The following is a 14,585-nucleotide window of genomic DNA, read 5'->3' as shown; positions in this document are numbered from 1 at the left end:
GCTGTACTTCGGGGTCTGATCCCGCGATCCGCACGACGGCCGTCCTCCCTTCGGGGTGGGCGGCCGTCGTCGTCAGGAGGTGAGCGAGTCAGAGTCGAGGCGAGTCGTGCGGTGCGCCGCGCGGGTCCGACGACCCGCGGCTCAGGCCAGACCGACGATCACCTCAGGCCAGACCGACGATCACGTTGATCGTCGAGGCGAGCACGAGCGTGCCGAAGGCGTAGGAGAGCACCGTGTGGCCGAGCACGATGCCGCGCAGCTGCGAGGTACGCAGCGAGGTGTCGCTGATCTGGGAGGTCATGCCGAGGTCGAACGACACGTACGCGAAGTCGATGTAGCGCGGCTTCTCGTCGTCGTTGAAGTCGATCCCGCCGACGGGCTCCGAGTAGTAGATGCGCGCGTACCGCAGCGTGTAGAGCGTGTGGATGAGGGTCCACGACAGCGCCACGCTCGCGAAGCCGAGCCCGGCGGCGAGGAGCTTGTCGCTGCCGGCGCGGGTCTCGAGGATGAGCAGCACGACCGCGACGACCGAGGCGAGCGCCGCGAGCAGCACGAGGATCTCGCCGGGCACGATGCCGGGGTCCTCGCGGGTGGCGTGCGTCTCGGTCGCGTCGGCGTCGAATCGCAGCACGACGAGCCACACCCACACGACGAACAGCAGCGCGGCGGCGATCCAGCCCGCGACGGGCGCGTAGGTCCAGCTTCCGAAGAATCCGACGACGAGGGCGACGGCGATGCCGACCGACGCCATCACGACGAGCCGCACGACGGCGACCGGGATCAGCAGGCGGCGCGCAGGCGACGAGGTCATGGCCTCATTCTCGTCACGACGCGGCTCTGTCGCGGTGTCACGACCTCATCACCGTGTCGTGTCGTTAGTCGGATGCGTCGCCGCCCGAGCCCTCGACGCGGAGCAGCAGGAACTCGTGCCGGCGCAGCAGACGGAGAACCCAGGATCGGGGCGGCCCGTAGGCGGCCAGTCCTTCGGCGACCGGAAGCGATTCGACGCTCTCGATCTGCCAGCCCTCGTCTCCGCGCGCGAGCTCGCACCGGCCTCCGGCCGCACGGATGTTGCGGTACCACTGCACCGACTGCCCGTAGGTGAGCTCGGCGGCGAAGTCCGGCCCGCGTCGCGCGACGATGATGGGCGTCTCGTAGATCGTGCCGGATCGGCGACCGCGATGCCGGACGATCGTGAACGGCGCGCTCCCCCTCCGCGCGGCGGCGAGCGTGAGCGGGTTCAGGCGTCGGCCGATGAAGCGCAGCCAGCCGCGGCGGGCATCCATGACGCCGGCGTTACGCCGCCCCGACCCGCCGCGATACGGCCGGTCGAGCGCGGTCGACCGCTCGCTGCCCGCTGTCGGAAACTCAGGCACGGTCTCGCTGGAGGGCGCGTACTCGGCGCGATCGAGCACGGAGACGAGCCCTCTGCCTGAGTTTCCGACAGGGTCGGCGGATCGTCTGGACGGGCGGACGGAACCGGCGGAGCGGGTGGAGGGATGGGCGGGTGCGGCGTGCCGGGGTGCGTCAGGCGACCGCGAAGACCGGGGCCGACGACGGGAGGTGCGGGGCGTCGCCGACTCCGAGGCCGATGACCGTCCAGCCCGCCGCTTCCCACGCGCCGCGATCGAGGCAGTTGCGGGCGTCGATCACCGTGCGGTGGTGGACGACCTGCGCCAGTTCGGCCGGATCCGCATCCGAGAAGTCGTCCCACTCCGTCAGCACGAGCAGGACATCGGAGGCCTGGGCGGCCGCGGCGACGCCGTCGACGAAGCTCAGCGTCGGGAACATTCGGCGCCCGGTCTCTCCCGCGGCCGGGTCGAATACGCCGACCTGCGCGCCCCGCAAGTGGAGCGCGGCCGCGACATTGAGTGCCGGCGAGTCGCGGACGTCGTCGGTCAGCGGCTTGAACGCCGCTCCGAGAACGCCGATGCGCCGGTTGAGCACCGATCCGCCCGCGGCCTGCAGCGTCATGTCGATGACCTTCTGCCGCTGACCCATGTTGATCTCGTCGACCTGCTGCAGCAGCCCGACGGCCTGCAGTGCACCGAGCTCGCCCGAGCGGTGCATGAGCGCCCGGATGTCCTTGGGCAGGCAGCCGCCGCCGAAGCCGAGCCCGGCGTCGAGGAAGGCGCGGCCGATGCGCGGGTCGTAGCCGATCGCGTCGGCGAGGGTGCGGACGTCGGCGCCGGCCGCCGTGCAGATCTCGGCGATCGCGTTGATGAACGAGATCTTCGTCGCGAGGAAGGCGTTGGCGCTGACCTTGACCAGCTCGGCCGTCGGCAGGTCGCAGGCGACGAAGGCGGCGCCCTCGGAGATCGGCCCGGCGTAGAGCTCGCGCAGCAGCGCCTCGGCGCGGGCGCTGGCCCCGCCGACGACGACGCGGTCGGGGTGCAGGGTGTCGCCGACGGCCTTGCCTTCGCGCAGGAACTCCGGGTTCCAGACGAGCTCGACGTCGATGCCCGCCGGCGCGAGCGCGGTCGCGAGCTCACGCATCCGCTCGGCTGTTCCGACCGGAACCGTCGACTTGCCGACGATCACGCCGTCGTGGGTGAGCGACCGGGCGACCTCGGCGACGGCGGCTTCGACGTAGTCGAGGTTCGCCGCGTGGCTGGTGGCGCGCTGCGGCGTGCCGACGCAGACGAAGTGGATGTCGGCGGCCGCGACCGCGTCGGCCGTGTCGGTCGTGAAGCGCAGGCGGCCGCTGTCGAGATGCCGAGCGAGGAGCTCATCCAGGCCGGGCTCGTAGAACGGCACGACCCCGGCCTGGAAGGCGGCGATCTTGGCGGCGTCGGGATCGGCGGCGACGACCTCGAAGCCGAGCTCGGCCATGGCGGCGGCGTGGGTCGCGCCCAGGTATCCGCTGCCGATCACGCTGATGCGCGGCGCGGTCGCGCGGTCATCGGCGGGAACCGGTGCGGTGTCGGCGAGCGGGGTGGAGACCTCGTTCGTGCTGTCGTCGGTGCTCATCGTGCTGCTCCCTTCGGTCGGATCGTGCTGGCTGGCGTCGTGATCATGCGGATCGTGCTGGCCGGGGTCGTGCGGGGTGGCTCGTGGCGTGCTGTCGTCGGTCATGCCGCTCATCCCCCGCCGCTGAATCGCCCGCCGGGCGCATTCAGCCCGGCCTTGAACGCGGCGATCGACGCCGCGGTCGAGTCGACCCGCCAGTCGTTGGTGGCCAGCACCCCGTCGACCTTGCTGCTCACCGTGAGGCTGAACCAGGAGAACCCGACGATGTCGGCGTTGGCGGGGTCGTCGAGCCCGCGGAAGAACGAGGCGAGCCAGTCGGGCTTGTGCCCCTCCACCTCCGAGGCGCCGACCTCGGCGAGCAGGATGCGCTTGCCGGGCGCCACCTGTCGCAGCTGGGTCAGCGTCGCGCCGAAGGTCTGGTCGAAGCCGATCTCCTGGTTCGCTTTGAAAGGCGGACGGAGGTAGCCCGACATCCCGACCCAGTCGACGTACTCGTCTCCGGGATAGAGGGAGCGGAGGTAGTCGAGGCCCCTGCGGTCGGCGGCGAGCTTGTCGATGCGGTTGGGCGCCCAGTTCCAGATCGCGAAGCGGTTCGCGCCCTCGCGCTCGAAGATGTCGTGCACGTGTCGCCACGCCTGCACGTACTGCCCCTGCGTGTTCGTGTTGACGCCCTCGGCCCAGGGGTACCAGTCGCCGTTCATCTCGTGGTCGAAGCGCAGCACGAACGGCAGCCCGGTCGCCACCACGTCCTGCGCGAACTGCGTGATGTAGGCGTCGTGGGATCCGCCGATGATCGACGACAGGGTGTAGTCGGGCTCCTCCTTCTGGTCGTTCGCCGAACCGATCGGGCGCGACTCCCAGGTGACGAGCGGCAGGGCGCCGTGCTTCCAGGCGCGGGTCACGCCGCTCGCCCGGAAGTCCTCGTCCCAGCCGGAGAAGAAGCCGGCGAGGTTCGGCGTCGCCCCGACCTTCTTCGCGGTGGCGTCGTACTCGGCCCAGTTGAAGGGCGACTGGGCGGTATAGAGGCCGAAGTACGGGGATGCCGGCTGGATGAGCTGTTCGCGGGTCGGGGTCACGATCGGCGCGGGTGCCGCCGGCGTCGCTGAGCCGGGCGATCCCGTGCCGCTCGGGTTCTTCGCCCCGGCGGATCGGGACGAGCCGCTGCCCGCGCTCTTCGCGGCCGCCTTCGCGTCGGCGAGCTCGGCGCGGGCTGACTGCACCTGTCCCTTGAGCGACGCGATCTGCGCGCGCAGCGCCTCCTCGCGGGACGCCGCGCGCGCGACCTTCCCATTGGCTTCGTCGAGCTTCTTGCGGCTGCTGACCGAATCGCTCAGCAGCTGGTTGCGCTCCCCGGTGAGTCGCTGCACCCCGGTGATGTCGGCGACGACCCGGTCGACGCGCTGGGCCGGTGAGCCGGGTGAGACCCAGATGACTCCGGTGACGGTCGCGAGCGACGCGACGAGGGTGACGGCGCCGAGGAGGGCGCCGCGGGCGCTGCGCCGACTCGAGGCCCACCACTGTGCGGCGGGGGCGAGGGCGTTCGTGATGGCTCTAGACAAGGAAGATCGCCTCCAGCGCGAAGATGCCGGCCGCGATCAGGTACGGGATCGCGGCGTAGGGGTTGGGTCGGCGGCGGCGCGCCCGAATCGGCCTGCTCGAGGTCGAGGCCGGTGCGGCGGGCGCGCTGGTCGTCACCGCCGCGACGAGCTGCGCACTGTGCGTCCTCGTCTCGAGCTCGTCGGTCGTGCTGAGCGGTCGGATGGCGGTGATCGGCCGCAGCGCGGTCGTCGTCCGGGTCGCGGTGAGGGTCGCGCCGGCACCGGAGCCGACGTGTTCGGGGGCGGTGACGGGCGGTGACGTGACCGACGAATCCGACGCGGGCTGGGTACCGCGCATCGGGATCGGAGCTGCGGCGGATGCGGCTTGCGGCGCGGCGGGCACGTCATCCGCACCGCCCGAGTACGCCCCGGCCCGGGTTCCCCATCCGCTCGCGTGCGCCATCCGCACGAAGCCGAGCAGCCGCACCGGCATGAGGAACAGCGTCGACACGATGATGAAGAACGGCAGCCGGAAGAAGTCGCTCGGCTTCTCGGCCAGGTGCCGCAGCTGCCGGATGCCCATGCTCAGCACCGAGGAGACCACCATGAGGCCGAGCACCCAGATGAGCCCCGTCGAGAGCCCGTACTCGTCGAGGATCGCGCGATAGAAGTCGTAGCCCTGCCCCGTGATCGAGCGGTAGATCCAGCCGAGGATCACGCCGTAGAGCAGGAAGGGCAGCAGGATGTCCATGACGAAGAACAGGGCGAGAACCGGCGCGTGACCGAGCATCCACGGCAGCATCCGCAGGGTGTTGTACTGGCTTCCGCGAGCCCAGCGCAGCTGCTGCTTGAACAGCTTCTTCAGCTGCAGCGGCGCATCCGTGTAGACGAGGCTCGTGTACTGGTACACGGTGCGGTACCCGGCCTTGAGCGTGAGGTTCGTCAGTGTGCGGTCGTCGCTGACCTCGAGGAACACGCCCAGGAACTTCTGCGTCATGAAGTCGTGCATGACCTGCTCGAGGATGCGACGGCGGAACGCGATCGTGCGTCCGGGCAGGCATCCGACCTGGCCGAGAACGCTCTGCGCCGGCATCGAGTAGAGCGCGCGGCTGTTCTCGAGCCAGTCGGCCCAGCGGGTGATCCAGCTGCGCTGCGGGTCGAGGATGCGCTGGCGGGTCGTGACGCCGCCGACCCGTTCGTCGGCGAAGGGCCTGACCAGCTCGGAGAGCGTGTTCTCGGTCCACACCGTGTCGGAGTCGACGAGCACCGTGATGTCGCCGCGCGAGAGCTCGGTGCCGATCTTGACGGCGTTCCGCTTTCCCGGGATCGGCGTGTGCACCCAGCGCACGAGCGGCGCGAACTCGTCGCAGACCTCGACGAGCCCGGGGTTCTCGGCGCCGTTGATGACGACGATGATCTCGCTCGGCTTCTGCTCGACCATGCGGCCGATGACGTCGCGGAACAGGTCGAGCGGCTCGTCGACCACCGGGACGACGACGCTCGTGGTGCCCGAGTAGGTGCCGGTGAACGGCCGGTAACGGGTCGAGATGACGGTCTTGACGAGCCAGAGCAGCCAGATCAGGGCCGAGTAGACGGCGAAGAGGTAGATCGCCGGGTGGCCTTCGATCAGGTGCCGGAGCTGCAGGATGAAGATGAACACGAGACCCCGCTTTCACGCGACGGGAGGGGTGTCCGCGACGTCGGGGACCTGGACGGTGCTGCAGGTGCGCCCATCCTGAGCAGTCGGCGGGTGAAACCGCAAGACCACCCCTCGGTCGCCCCCGCTGGCGTGTCGAGGTCGACGCGGATGACCGGTCTACCCCGGTCGGGCGAATGGCTGACGCGCTGGCCCGTGTCCGCATTTCTGCCGTCGGCACTTCTGTGACGCCCGCCGAAATCCCCGGTCAGAATGCCTTCGCAACCGTGCGTCGCGGCGCGCTGTCCTCGCGGGCGGCGGGTGTCCCGATCCCGCCGCCGCTCGATCGGGGTACGTGCGACCCTCATTCGGGGGACGAGAGCGGTGAGGCCGAAATCAGTGAAAGAAAGTTCTGCTCACGCGCTCTCGCGGGCCGATGTCGGGCGTGTCGCGGGTGGACGGGTGAGCGCGGGAGGGGCTGAGGTCAGCGTTGCGTCGACGACAGCCGCGGCCCGTAGAACAGCGTCTCGAAGACCTGACGCGCGACGCGGGTGGTGCGCAGGTAGTCCTCGTCGAGGGCGTTCGCTCCCCCGGCCGGGTAGGCGAGCAGCCGCGCGACGCCCTCCAGCGCCTGGCGTTCGGTCGGCAGCACATCGCCCGTCTTCGCCGTCCACAGCGTGAGGGCCGACCGGGCGCGCGAGGCGATCAACCAGGCGTCACGGAGGCGATCGGCATCGGCGGCGGAGACGAGGTCGGCCGCCACGGCAGCCGCGAGGGCGTCGAGTGTCGACGTCGTGCGCAGCGCCGGCACCGCGGCCGCGTGCTGCAGCTGGATGAGCTGGACCAGCCACTCGACATCGCTGAGCGAGCCGCGACCGAGCTTGAGGTGCCGTGCAGGGTCGGCGCCGCGCGGCAGCCGCTCCGACTCGACCCGGGCCTTGATGCGCTTGACCTCGCGCACATCCGCCTCGGGGATCGACGCCGGGTAGCGGATGTCGTCGGCCATGTGCAGGAAGTCGAGGGCCAGATCGCGATCGCCGGCGGCGACGCTCGCCCGCAGCAGCGCCTGCGCCTCCCACGTGAGCGACCAGCGCGCGTAGTAGGCGCGGTAGGAGTCGAGCGAGCGCACGAGCGGGCCGTTCTTGCCCTCCGGGCGCAGGCCCGCATCCAGCTCGAGCGGAAGGCGCAGATCCTCGCTGAGGCGGATCAGCTCGCGCACGATCTTCTCGGCCTGCTTCTGCGCGTCTTCCGGCGTCGCGCTGGTCGGCCGGTGCACGTAGAGGATGTCGGCGTCGCTGCCGAAGCCGAGCTCGCCGCCGCCGAAGCGCCCCATCGCGATGACCGCGAACTCGAGCCCCTCGGTGTCGCGTCGTGCGAGGGTGAGGATGCCGTCGATCAGGGTCGCGGTGATCTCGCTGAGACTGCGTCCGAGCTCCTCGACCGTGATCACGCCGACGATCCCCGCGAGGGCGAGTCGCAGCACCTCGCGGCGTCGGGCGGTGCGCAGGGCGAGGGCGGCCGCATCCACGTCACCGCGGTGCCGGGCGAGAGTCGCCGCGGTCTCCTCGGCGAGCAGCGCGGCCGAGCGCGGACGCAGCTCGCTGTCGTTCTCGAGCCAGGCGGCCGCCTCGGGGAAGCGCTCGAAGAGCACGCCGACGAAGCGCGAGCTGGAGAGCACGTCGGTCAGGCGACGGGCGCCGCCCGCGGAGTCGCGGAGCATCCGCAGGAACCAGTACGCCTCGCCGAGATCGTCGCTGAGTCGGCGGAAGGCGAGCAGGCCGTAGTCGGGATCGGGCCCGTCGGAGAGCCAGGAGAGCATGACCGGCAGCAGCGTGCGCTGGATGGCGGCGCGGCGCGAGACGCCGGAGGTGAGCGCGGCGATGTGGTGCAGCGCCCCGCGCGGATCGCGGAAGCCGGCTGCCGACAGCCGCGCCTCGGCCTGCTCGCTGGTGAGCTGGAAGTCCTCGTCGGGCAGACCCGCGACGGCGGAGAGCAGCGGACGGTAGAAGAGCCGCTCGTGCAGGCCGCGCACCTCGATCTTGATCCGCTGCCACGCCTCGATGAGGGCGTCGCCCGAGGCGGCGAGGCCGCTCGTGCGGGCGAGGGCGCGCAGCGCATCGGGATCGCGCGGCATGAGGTGCGTGCGGCGCATCCGGCTGAGCTGGATGCGGTGCTCGAGCACGCGCAGGGTGCGGTAGTCACGCGAGAACTCGGCCGCCTCGGCGCGGCCGACGTAACCGCTGCCGGCGAGGGCCTCGAGCGCATCGAGCGTCGACCGCCGCCGCACGCTCTCGTCGTGCTGGCCGTGCACGAGCTGCAGCAGCTGGATCGTGAACTCGACGTCGCGCAGTCCGCCCGGGCCGAGCTTGATCTGCACGTCGACCTCGTCGGCCGGGATGTTGTCGGTGACGCGCTCGCGCATCCCCTGCACCGACTCGACGAAGCCGTCGCGGCCGGCGCTCGTCCAGACCAGCGGCCAGATGCGCTGCAGGTACTCGTCGCCGAGGTCGGCGTCGCCGGCGACCGGTCGCGCCTTCAGCAGGGCCTGGAACTCCCAGTTCTTCGCCCAGCGGTCGTAGTAGGCGCGGTGCGAGTCGAGAGTGCGCACGAGCGCGCCGTCCTTGCCCTCGGGGCGGAGGTTCGCATCCACCTCCCACAGGGCCGGCTCGACCGCGAGCTCGCTGACGACGCGCTGGGTGTCGATCGCGAGGCGGGTCGCGATCTCGACGGCGCGGTCGTCGCCGAGCACCGGAGTGCCGTCGGCGTCGCGGCGCGCGTCGCCGACGTAGATCACGTCGATGTCGCTGAGGTAGTTGAGCTCCCGCGCGCCGGTCTTGCCCATCGCGATGATCGAGAAGCGGGTGGCGGCGACCTGCTCGGCCGGGAAGCGGCTCGCGCGTCGGGCGATCTCGATCGCCACGTCGAGCGCGGCACTCGCGAGATCGGCGAGACCGGCGGCGACCGTGTCGAGCACGGCGACGGCGTCGGAGCTCGACAGATCCCACGAGGCGAGACGGGTCAGCTCGCGGCGGTAGGCGACCCGAAGGCGCACCCAGGCGACCTCATCCGCTCCCCCGTCGACCGCGTCGGCGAGCACGGCGCGCGCCGCGTCGTGATCGAGCGGGACGAGCAGCGGATGCTCGAGCGCGTCGAGGGCCTCCGGCCGCCGCAGCAGGAAGTCGGCGAGCCCCTCCGACGCGCCGATCAGCCGGACGAGACGCTCGGCCGACTCGGGGTCGGCGAGCACGCGATCCACGTCCGCAGCCGAGCGCTCCCGCAACCGGATCAGCAGCCGCAGCGCCGCATCCGGATCCGCCGCGCCGGCGAACAGCGGCAGCGTCGACTCGGGCACCTCGCCGATCAGGCGACCCGCCTCGCTCAGCTCGGAGAACCCGAGCCGGGCGAGTTCCGACAGCTTCGGCGCGGGGCGGCTCATGCGACTGCTCGTTTCAGCGTGCGGACCCGGCAGGCGGGTCGAGGGTCAGAGGATCTCGAGGTTGCTCGCGAGCTCGTAGGGGGTGACCTGGGCGCGGTATTCGGCCACATCGCGGCGCTTGTTCGCCAGCACGAAGTTGAAGACGTGCTCGCCGAGCGTCTCGGCGACTAGCTCGCTCTCCTCCATCAGACGCAGGGCGCGGTCGAGGCTCGCGGGCAGCGGGGCGTAGCCGAGCGCGCGACGCTCGCCGTCGCTCATGTTCCACACGTCGCCGTCGGCCTCGGCCGGCAGCTCGTAGCCCTCCTCGATGCCCTTGAGCCCGGCCGCGAGGATGAGCGAGTAGGCGAGGTAGGGGTTGGCGGCCGAGTCGAGGGCGCGGTACTCGACGCGCGCGCTCTGGCCCTTGCCCGGCTTGTAGATCGGCACCCGCACGAGCGCGGAGCGGTTGTTGTGACCCCAGGTGAGGTAGCTCGGAGCCTCGTCACCGCCCCAGAGGCGCTTGTAGGAGTTGATGAACTGGTTCGTGATCGCGGTGATCTCGGGCGCGTGCTGCAGCAGCCCGGCCACGAACTGACGTCCGATGCGCGAGAGCTGGTACTCGCCCGAGGCGTCGTAGAAGGCGTTGCTGTCGCCCTCGAAGAGCGAGACGTGGGTGTGCATGCCCGAGCCCGGCTGGCCGGAGAACGGCTTCGGCATGAACGTCGCGTAGCAGCCCTGCTCGATCGCGACCTCCTTCACGACCGTGCGGAAGGTCATGATGTTGTCGGCGGTGGTGAGCGCGTCGGCGTAGCGCAGGTCGATCTCGTTCTGGCCGGGGCCCGCCTCGTGGTGGCTGAACTCGACCGAGATGCCCAGGTCTTCGAGCATCCGCACGCTGCGGCGGCGGAAGTCGTGCGCGGTGCCGCCGGGCACGTTGTCGAAGTAGCCGGCGCGGTCGACGGGAACGGGCTGGCCGTTCTCCATCTGCGACGACTTCAGCAGGTAGAACTCGATCTCGGGATGCGTGTAGAACGTGAACCCGCGGTCGGCCGCCTTCGCGAGGGTGCGCTTGAGCACGTTGCGCGGATCGGCCATCGCCGGCTGACCGTCGGGCGTCGTGATGTCGCAGAACATGCGCGCGGTCGGATCGACGTCGCCGCGCCACGGCAGGATCTGGAATGTCGTGGGATCGGGGATCGCGAGCACGTCGGCCTCGGAGGTGCGCGTCAGGCCCTCGATCGCCGAGCCGTCGAAGCCGACGCCCTCGGTGAACGCGCCCTCGACCTCGGCGGGTGCCAGGGCGACCGACTTGAGGGTGCCCACCACATCGGTGAACCACAGCCTCACGAACTTCACTCCGCGCTCCTCGATGGTGCGGAGAACGAAGTCACGCTGCTTGTCCATGCAGGCCCTTTCTGCTCGGTCATTAGGCTAGCGGCATGCCCCGCCTCCGACTGGCACTCGCTCAGACCGACCCGGTGGTGGGAGACCTCGCCGGCAACACCGAGCAGATCCTCGCCGCCGCCCGTGACGCCGCCGCCGCCGGCGCCGACATCCTCGCCGCGGGCGAGATGGCGCTCTCCGGCTACCCGATCGAGGACCTGGCCGCGCAGCCCGGATTCCTCCGCGCGAGCGGTGAGGCGGTCGCGAAGCTGGCCGCCCGACTCGACGAGGCCGGACTCGGCGAGCTGGTCGTGGTGGTCGGTCACCCCGACGGCCCCCACTCGCCGCGCCTGATCGGCACCTCGAACGCCCCGACGGCGATCGCGCAGAACTGCGCGAGCGTGCTGCACCGCGGCCAGGTCGTCGCCCGCTACGCGAAGCACCACCTGCCCAATTACTCGGTGTTCGACGAGTACCGCGTGTTCATCCCCGGCGACGAGCTGCTCGTGCTGCGCATCAAGGACGTGGATGTCGCGCTCATCGTCTGCGAGGACCTCTGGCGCGACGGAGGCCCGGTCGGCCGGGTCCTCAGCGCGGATGCGGGCCTGCTGCTGGTCGTCAACGCGAGCCCCTTCGAGCGTGACAAGGACGAGGTGCGCCTCCCCCTCGTGACCCGCCGCGCGGTCGAGACGGACACGATCGTCGCCTACGTGAACATCGTCGGCGGCCAGGACGACCTCGTGTTCGACGGCGACAGCGTCGTGGTCGACGGCGCCGGCGAGATCCTCGCCCGCGCGCCGCAGTTCCGCGAGCATCTGCTCATCGTCGACGTGGATCCCGAGGCGGCGACCGACACGCCGCTGCCGGACGCGGTGCGGCGCGTCGAGATCGACACCGACTCCCCCTCTGACCGTCGAGAGCTCGGGCGCGACATCGCCGAGCTGCCCGACGACCGCGAGCAGATCTGGAACGCCCTCGTTCTGGGCCTCCGCGACTACGTGGAGAAGAACCGCTTCCCGAGCGTCGTGCTCGGGCTCTCGGGCGGCATCGACTCGAGCGTCGTCGCCGCCCTCGCGGCCGACGCCCTCGGCGCCGATCGCGTCTACGGCATATCGATGCCGAGCCGCTACAGCTCCGACGGCTCGAAGGACGACGCGCGCGATCTCGCCGAACGGATCGGCCTGCACTACTCGGTCGAGCCGATCGCCGACCTCGTCACCCCGATCGAGGAGCAGCTGCACCTGACCGGCGTCGCCGCCGAGAACCTGCAGGCGCGCATCCGCGGCATGATCTGGATGGCCGCGTCCAACAGCGACGGCCACCTGGCGCTCACCAACGGCAACAAGACCGAGGTCTCGGTCGGCTACTCGACGATCTACGGGGATGCCGCGGGCGGCTTCGCGCCGATCAAGGACGTTCCGAAGACCCTGGTGTGGGAGCTGGCGCGCTGGCGCAACGCGCACGCGCTCTCCCGCGGCGAGGTGGAGCCCATCCCGGCCGCCTCGATCGAGAAGCCGCCGAGCGCCGAGCTGCGGCCCGATCAGACCGACCAGGACACGCTGCCGCCCTACGAGCTGCTCGACGAGATGCTCGAGCGCTACGTGACCCAGCGCCAGGGGCGCGAGGAGCTCGTCGAGGCCGGCTACGACCCCGAGACCGTCGACTTCGTCACCAAGCTCGTCGACCGCTCGGAGTGGAAGCGCCGGCAGGGCGCGATCGGACCGAAGATCTCGGGCATGGCCTTCGGGCGCGACCGGCGTCTGCCGATCACGTACCGACCGACGCGCTGAGTCGGGCGAGCTGAGGCGGCTCCCGGGTCCGGGCAGGCACTGACGCTCGCCCGGACACGCCCGCGGTGGACCGATCGTTCCCCCTCGCGCGATACCTTCGCGGGGTGACCGACCGCCCGAGCTCGCGCATCGCGGTGCTGTCGTTCCTGCCGTTCGCCGTCATCGCGATCGTCCACGTGGCCAGCAAGCTGCCCGAGCTGGCCGTGATCGACTCGGCGACGAAGCCGCTGCTCATGCCGATGCTCGCGCTGCCGATCATCGTGATCGGCCGTCGCGGCCGCATCCTGCCGCTCGTCCTGCTGCTCGCCGGCGTGCTGTTCTCCTGGATCGGTGACGTCACGATCGGCGACCTCCCCGTCGGCCTCGGCTTCTTCCTGCTCGCCCACGTCGCCTATCTGGCCATGATGTTCGTGGCCTACCGCCACCGGCTGTCGTGGTGGGCGCTCGCCTATCCCGCCTGGTGGGTCGCGCTGCTCGTGCTGCTCGCGCCGTATCTCGGCGGGATGCTCATCCCGCTCGCGGTGTACGGACTCGCTCTCGGCGGGATGGCCGCGGTCGCGACCCGCGGCTCGGTCGTGCTCGCACTCGGCGGCGCCTCCTTCGTCGCCTCCGATTCGCTGCTCGCGGGCCGGCTCTTCGTGCCGGGGCTGCTGGAGGGCCCGCTCTCCGACGCCGTCATCATGGCCCTCTACCTGCTGGCGCAGGCGCTGCTCGTCGCGGCCTCGCTGCGGCACGAGGCGCGACGCGGAACCCGCAGCGGACTGCGTCACCTCGAGGCCGAGACCGTCTGACGGAACGGTCGGATGCGCGGGTCTAGGCTCGAGCGCATGGCAGACGAGGTGGTCAAGCGGGTTCGCACCCGGCATTTCCAGAACGCGAAGCAGCAGGGCCTGAAGATCACCGGGCTGACGAGCTACGACCAGCTCACGGCCGGGATCTTCGACCGCGCCGGGATCGACTTCCTGCTCGTCGGCGACTCCGCCGGCAACAACGTGCTCGGCTACGACACGACGCTGCCGATCACGGTCGACGAGCTCATCCCGCTCGCCCGCTCCGTCGCGAACGCCGTCAAGCGCGCGCTCGTCGTCGCCGACCTGCCCTTCGGCTCCTACGAGACCGGCACCGATGACGCGCTGCACACGGCCTTCCGCTTCATGAAGGAGACGCGCGCGCACGCGGTCAAGCTCGAGGGCGGCGTGCGCAGCGCCGAGCAGATCCGCCGCATCGTCGAGGCCGGAATCCCGGTCATGGGCCACATCGGCTACACGCCGCAGAGCGAGCACGGTCTCGGCGGCCACGTCGTGCAGGGCCGCGGTGCGGGCGTCGAGCAGCTGCTCGCCGACGCGCACGCCGTGCAGGATGCGGGGGCATTCGCCGTCGTGCTCGAGATGGTGCCCGCCGCCGCGGCGAAGCGCGTCACCGAAGAGCTCAGCATCCCGACGATCGGAATCGGCGCCGGACCCGACACTGACGGACAGATCCTGGTCTGGACCGACTGGGCCGGCATGACGACCGGACGTCTGCCGCGCTTCGTGAAACAGTACGCCCAGCTGGCTCAGACGCTCGAGGATGCGGCGCGCGCCTACGCCGCCGACGTCACGGGCGGCGTCTTCCCGGCCGCCGAGCACAGCTTCGAGGACTGAGCGTGAACGACCCGGGCCGGATGGCCAAGCGCGTCATCATCACGCAGTGCCTGTCGCTGGCGATCGCGATCGCCGTGCTGATCTGGGGTGCGGCGAGCGACAAGGCGCCGCTGATGATCCTCGGCTTCGTGCTCGTCGTCGCGGCGTCGGGGATGCTCGGAGTCGGCGTCTGGCTGCTGCGGCGCTCCCGGCCGGCATCGCGCGGCTGAA

The 14,585-nt window shown here is 70.9% G+C and carries 11 protein-coding genes; 4 read left to right on the top strand and 7 right to left on the bottom strand.

All coding sequences use genetic code 11. The features are described from left to right. Positions 1-163: 163 nt before the first annotated feature. From FJ657_RS10105 to FJ657_RS10075, 7 genes are all read right to left on the bottom strand, one after another. The gene (locus FJ657_RS10105; protein WP_141163511.1) at positions 164-811 is read right to left on the bottom strand and encodes a DUF1345 domain-containing protein; all 648 of its coding nucleotides are present in this window, start codon (positions 809-811) and stop codon (positions 164-166) included. Between the two features lie 64 nt (positions 812-875). Further along, positions 876-1,286 (bottom strand): PNPOx family protein, encoded by a 411-nt coding sequence (locus FJ657_RS10100; RefSeq protein WP_141163510.1) that lies wholly within the window; start codon positions 1,284-1,286, stop codon positions 876-878. A 241-nt stretch (positions 1,287-1,527) separates the two neighbouring features. Beyond that, positions 1,528-2,970 (bottom strand): UDP-glucose dehydrogenase family protein, encoded by a 1,443-nt coding sequence (locus tag FJ657_RS10095; RefSeq protein WP_141163983.1) that lies wholly within the window; start codon positions 2,968-2,970, stop codon positions 1,528-1,530. A gap of 110 nt (positions 2,971-3,080) precedes the next feature. Beyond that, positions 3,081-4,529, bottom strand: a complete 1,449-nt coding sequence (locus FJ657_RS10090) for a glycoside hydrolase family 26 protein (RefSeq protein ID WP_141163509.1) — start codon at positions 4,527-4,529, stop codon at positions 3,081-3,083. After that, on the bottom strand, positions 4,522-6,168 hold the full coding sequence (locus tag FJ657_RS10085) for a glycosyltransferase family 2 protein (protein WP_141163508.1): 1,647 nt from the start codon (positions 6,166-6,168) through the stop codon (positions 4,522-4,524). The genes FJ657_RS10090 and FJ657_RS10085 overlap by 8 nt, the downstream gene beginning before the upstream one ends. Before the next feature lie 460 nt (positions 6,169-6,628). Then, positions 6,629-9,580 carry a bifunctional [glutamine synthetase] adenylyltransferase/[glutamine synthetase]-adenylyl-L-tyrosine phosphorylase gene (locus FJ657_RS10080; RefSeq protein ID WP_141163507.1) on the bottom strand — a complete coding sequence of 984 codons (2,952 nt, stop codon included), beginning with the start codon at positions 9,578-9,580 and terminating at the stop codon, positions 6,629-6,631. A 45-nt stretch (positions 9,581-9,625) separates the two neighbouring features. Beyond that, a complete protein-coding gene (locus FJ657_RS10075) occupies positions 9,626-10,963 on the bottom strand; it encodes a glutamine synthetase family protein (RefSeq protein ID WP_141163506.1) in 1,338 nt (445 codons plus the stop codon). Positions 10,964-10,998: 35 nt separating this feature from the next. Here FJ657_RS10075 and FJ657_RS10070 point away from each other — a divergent pair, with 35 nt between their 5' ends. The 4 genes from FJ657_RS10070 to FJ657_RS10055 all read left to right on the top strand — a co-directional run bounded on the left by FJ657_RS10070 (position 10,999) and on the right by FJ657_RS10055 (position 14,584). Further along, complete coding sequence (locus FJ657_RS10070) at positions 10,999-12,732, top strand: NAD+ synthase (RefSeq protein ID WP_141163505.1); 1,734 nt, start codon at positions 10,999-11,001, stop codon at positions 12,730-12,732. 104 nt (positions 12,733-12,836) lie between these two features. Further along, on the top strand, positions 12,837-13,523 hold the full coding sequence (locus FJ657_RS10065; RefSeq protein ID WP_141163504.1) for a lysoplasmalogenase family protein: 687 nt from the start codon (positions 12,837-12,839) through the stop codon (positions 13,521-13,523). A gap of 36 nt (positions 13,524-13,559) precedes the next feature. Next, on the top strand, positions 13,560-14,375 hold the full coding sequence (gene panB, locus FJ657_RS10060; protein ID WP_141163503.1) for a 3-methyl-2-oxobutanoate hydroxymethyltransferase: 816 nt from the start codon (positions 13,560-13,562) through the stop codon (positions 14,373-14,375). Positions 14,376-14,377: 2 nt separating this feature from the next. After that, the gene (locus FJ657_RS10055) at positions 14,378-14,584 is read left to right on the top strand and encodes a hypothetical protein (RefSeq protein ID WP_141163502.1); all 207 of its coding nucleotides are present in this window, start codon (positions 14,378-14,380) and stop codon (positions 14,582-14,584) included. Position 14,585: the final 1 nt, after the last annotated feature.

Origin of the sequence: Schumannella soli (assembly GCF_006517435.1) — a bacterium.
Taxonomy (GTDB): Bacteria; Actinomycetota; Actinomycetes; order Actinomycetales; family Microbacteriaceae; genus Schumannella; species Schumannella soli.
This window is presented reverse-complemented; position numbering and strand designations above follow the sequence as displayed.

Coding starts and splice junctions, on each gene's coding strand:
- FJ657_RS10105 (WP_141163511.1), bottom strand. CDS start 811: ATGACCTCGTCGCCTGCGCGCCGCCTGCTGATCCCGGTCGCCGTCGTG.
- FJ657_RS10100 (WP_141163510.1), bottom strand. CDS start 1,286: ATGGATGCCCGCCGCGGCTGGCTGCGCTTCATCGGCCGACGCCTGAAC.
- FJ657_RS10095 (WP_141163983.1), bottom strand. CDS start 2,970: ATGAGCACCGACGACAGCACGAACGAGGTCTCCACCCCGCTCGCCGAC.
- FJ657_RS10080 (WP_141163507.1), bottom strand. CDS start 9,580: ATGAGCCGCCCCGCGCCGAAGCTGTCGGAACTCGCCCGGCTCGGGTTC.
- FJ657_RS10075 (WP_141163506.1), bottom strand. CDS start 10,963: ATGGACAAGCAGCGTGACTTCGTTCTCCGCACCATCGAGGAGCGCGGA.
- FJ657_RS10070 (WP_141163505.1), top strand. CDS start 10,999: ATGCCCCGCCTCCGACTGGCACTCGCTCAGACCGACCCGGTGGTGGGA.
- panB (WP_141163503.1), top strand. CDS start 13,560: ATGGCAGACGAGGTGGTCAAGCGGGTTCGCACCCGGCATTTCCAGAAC.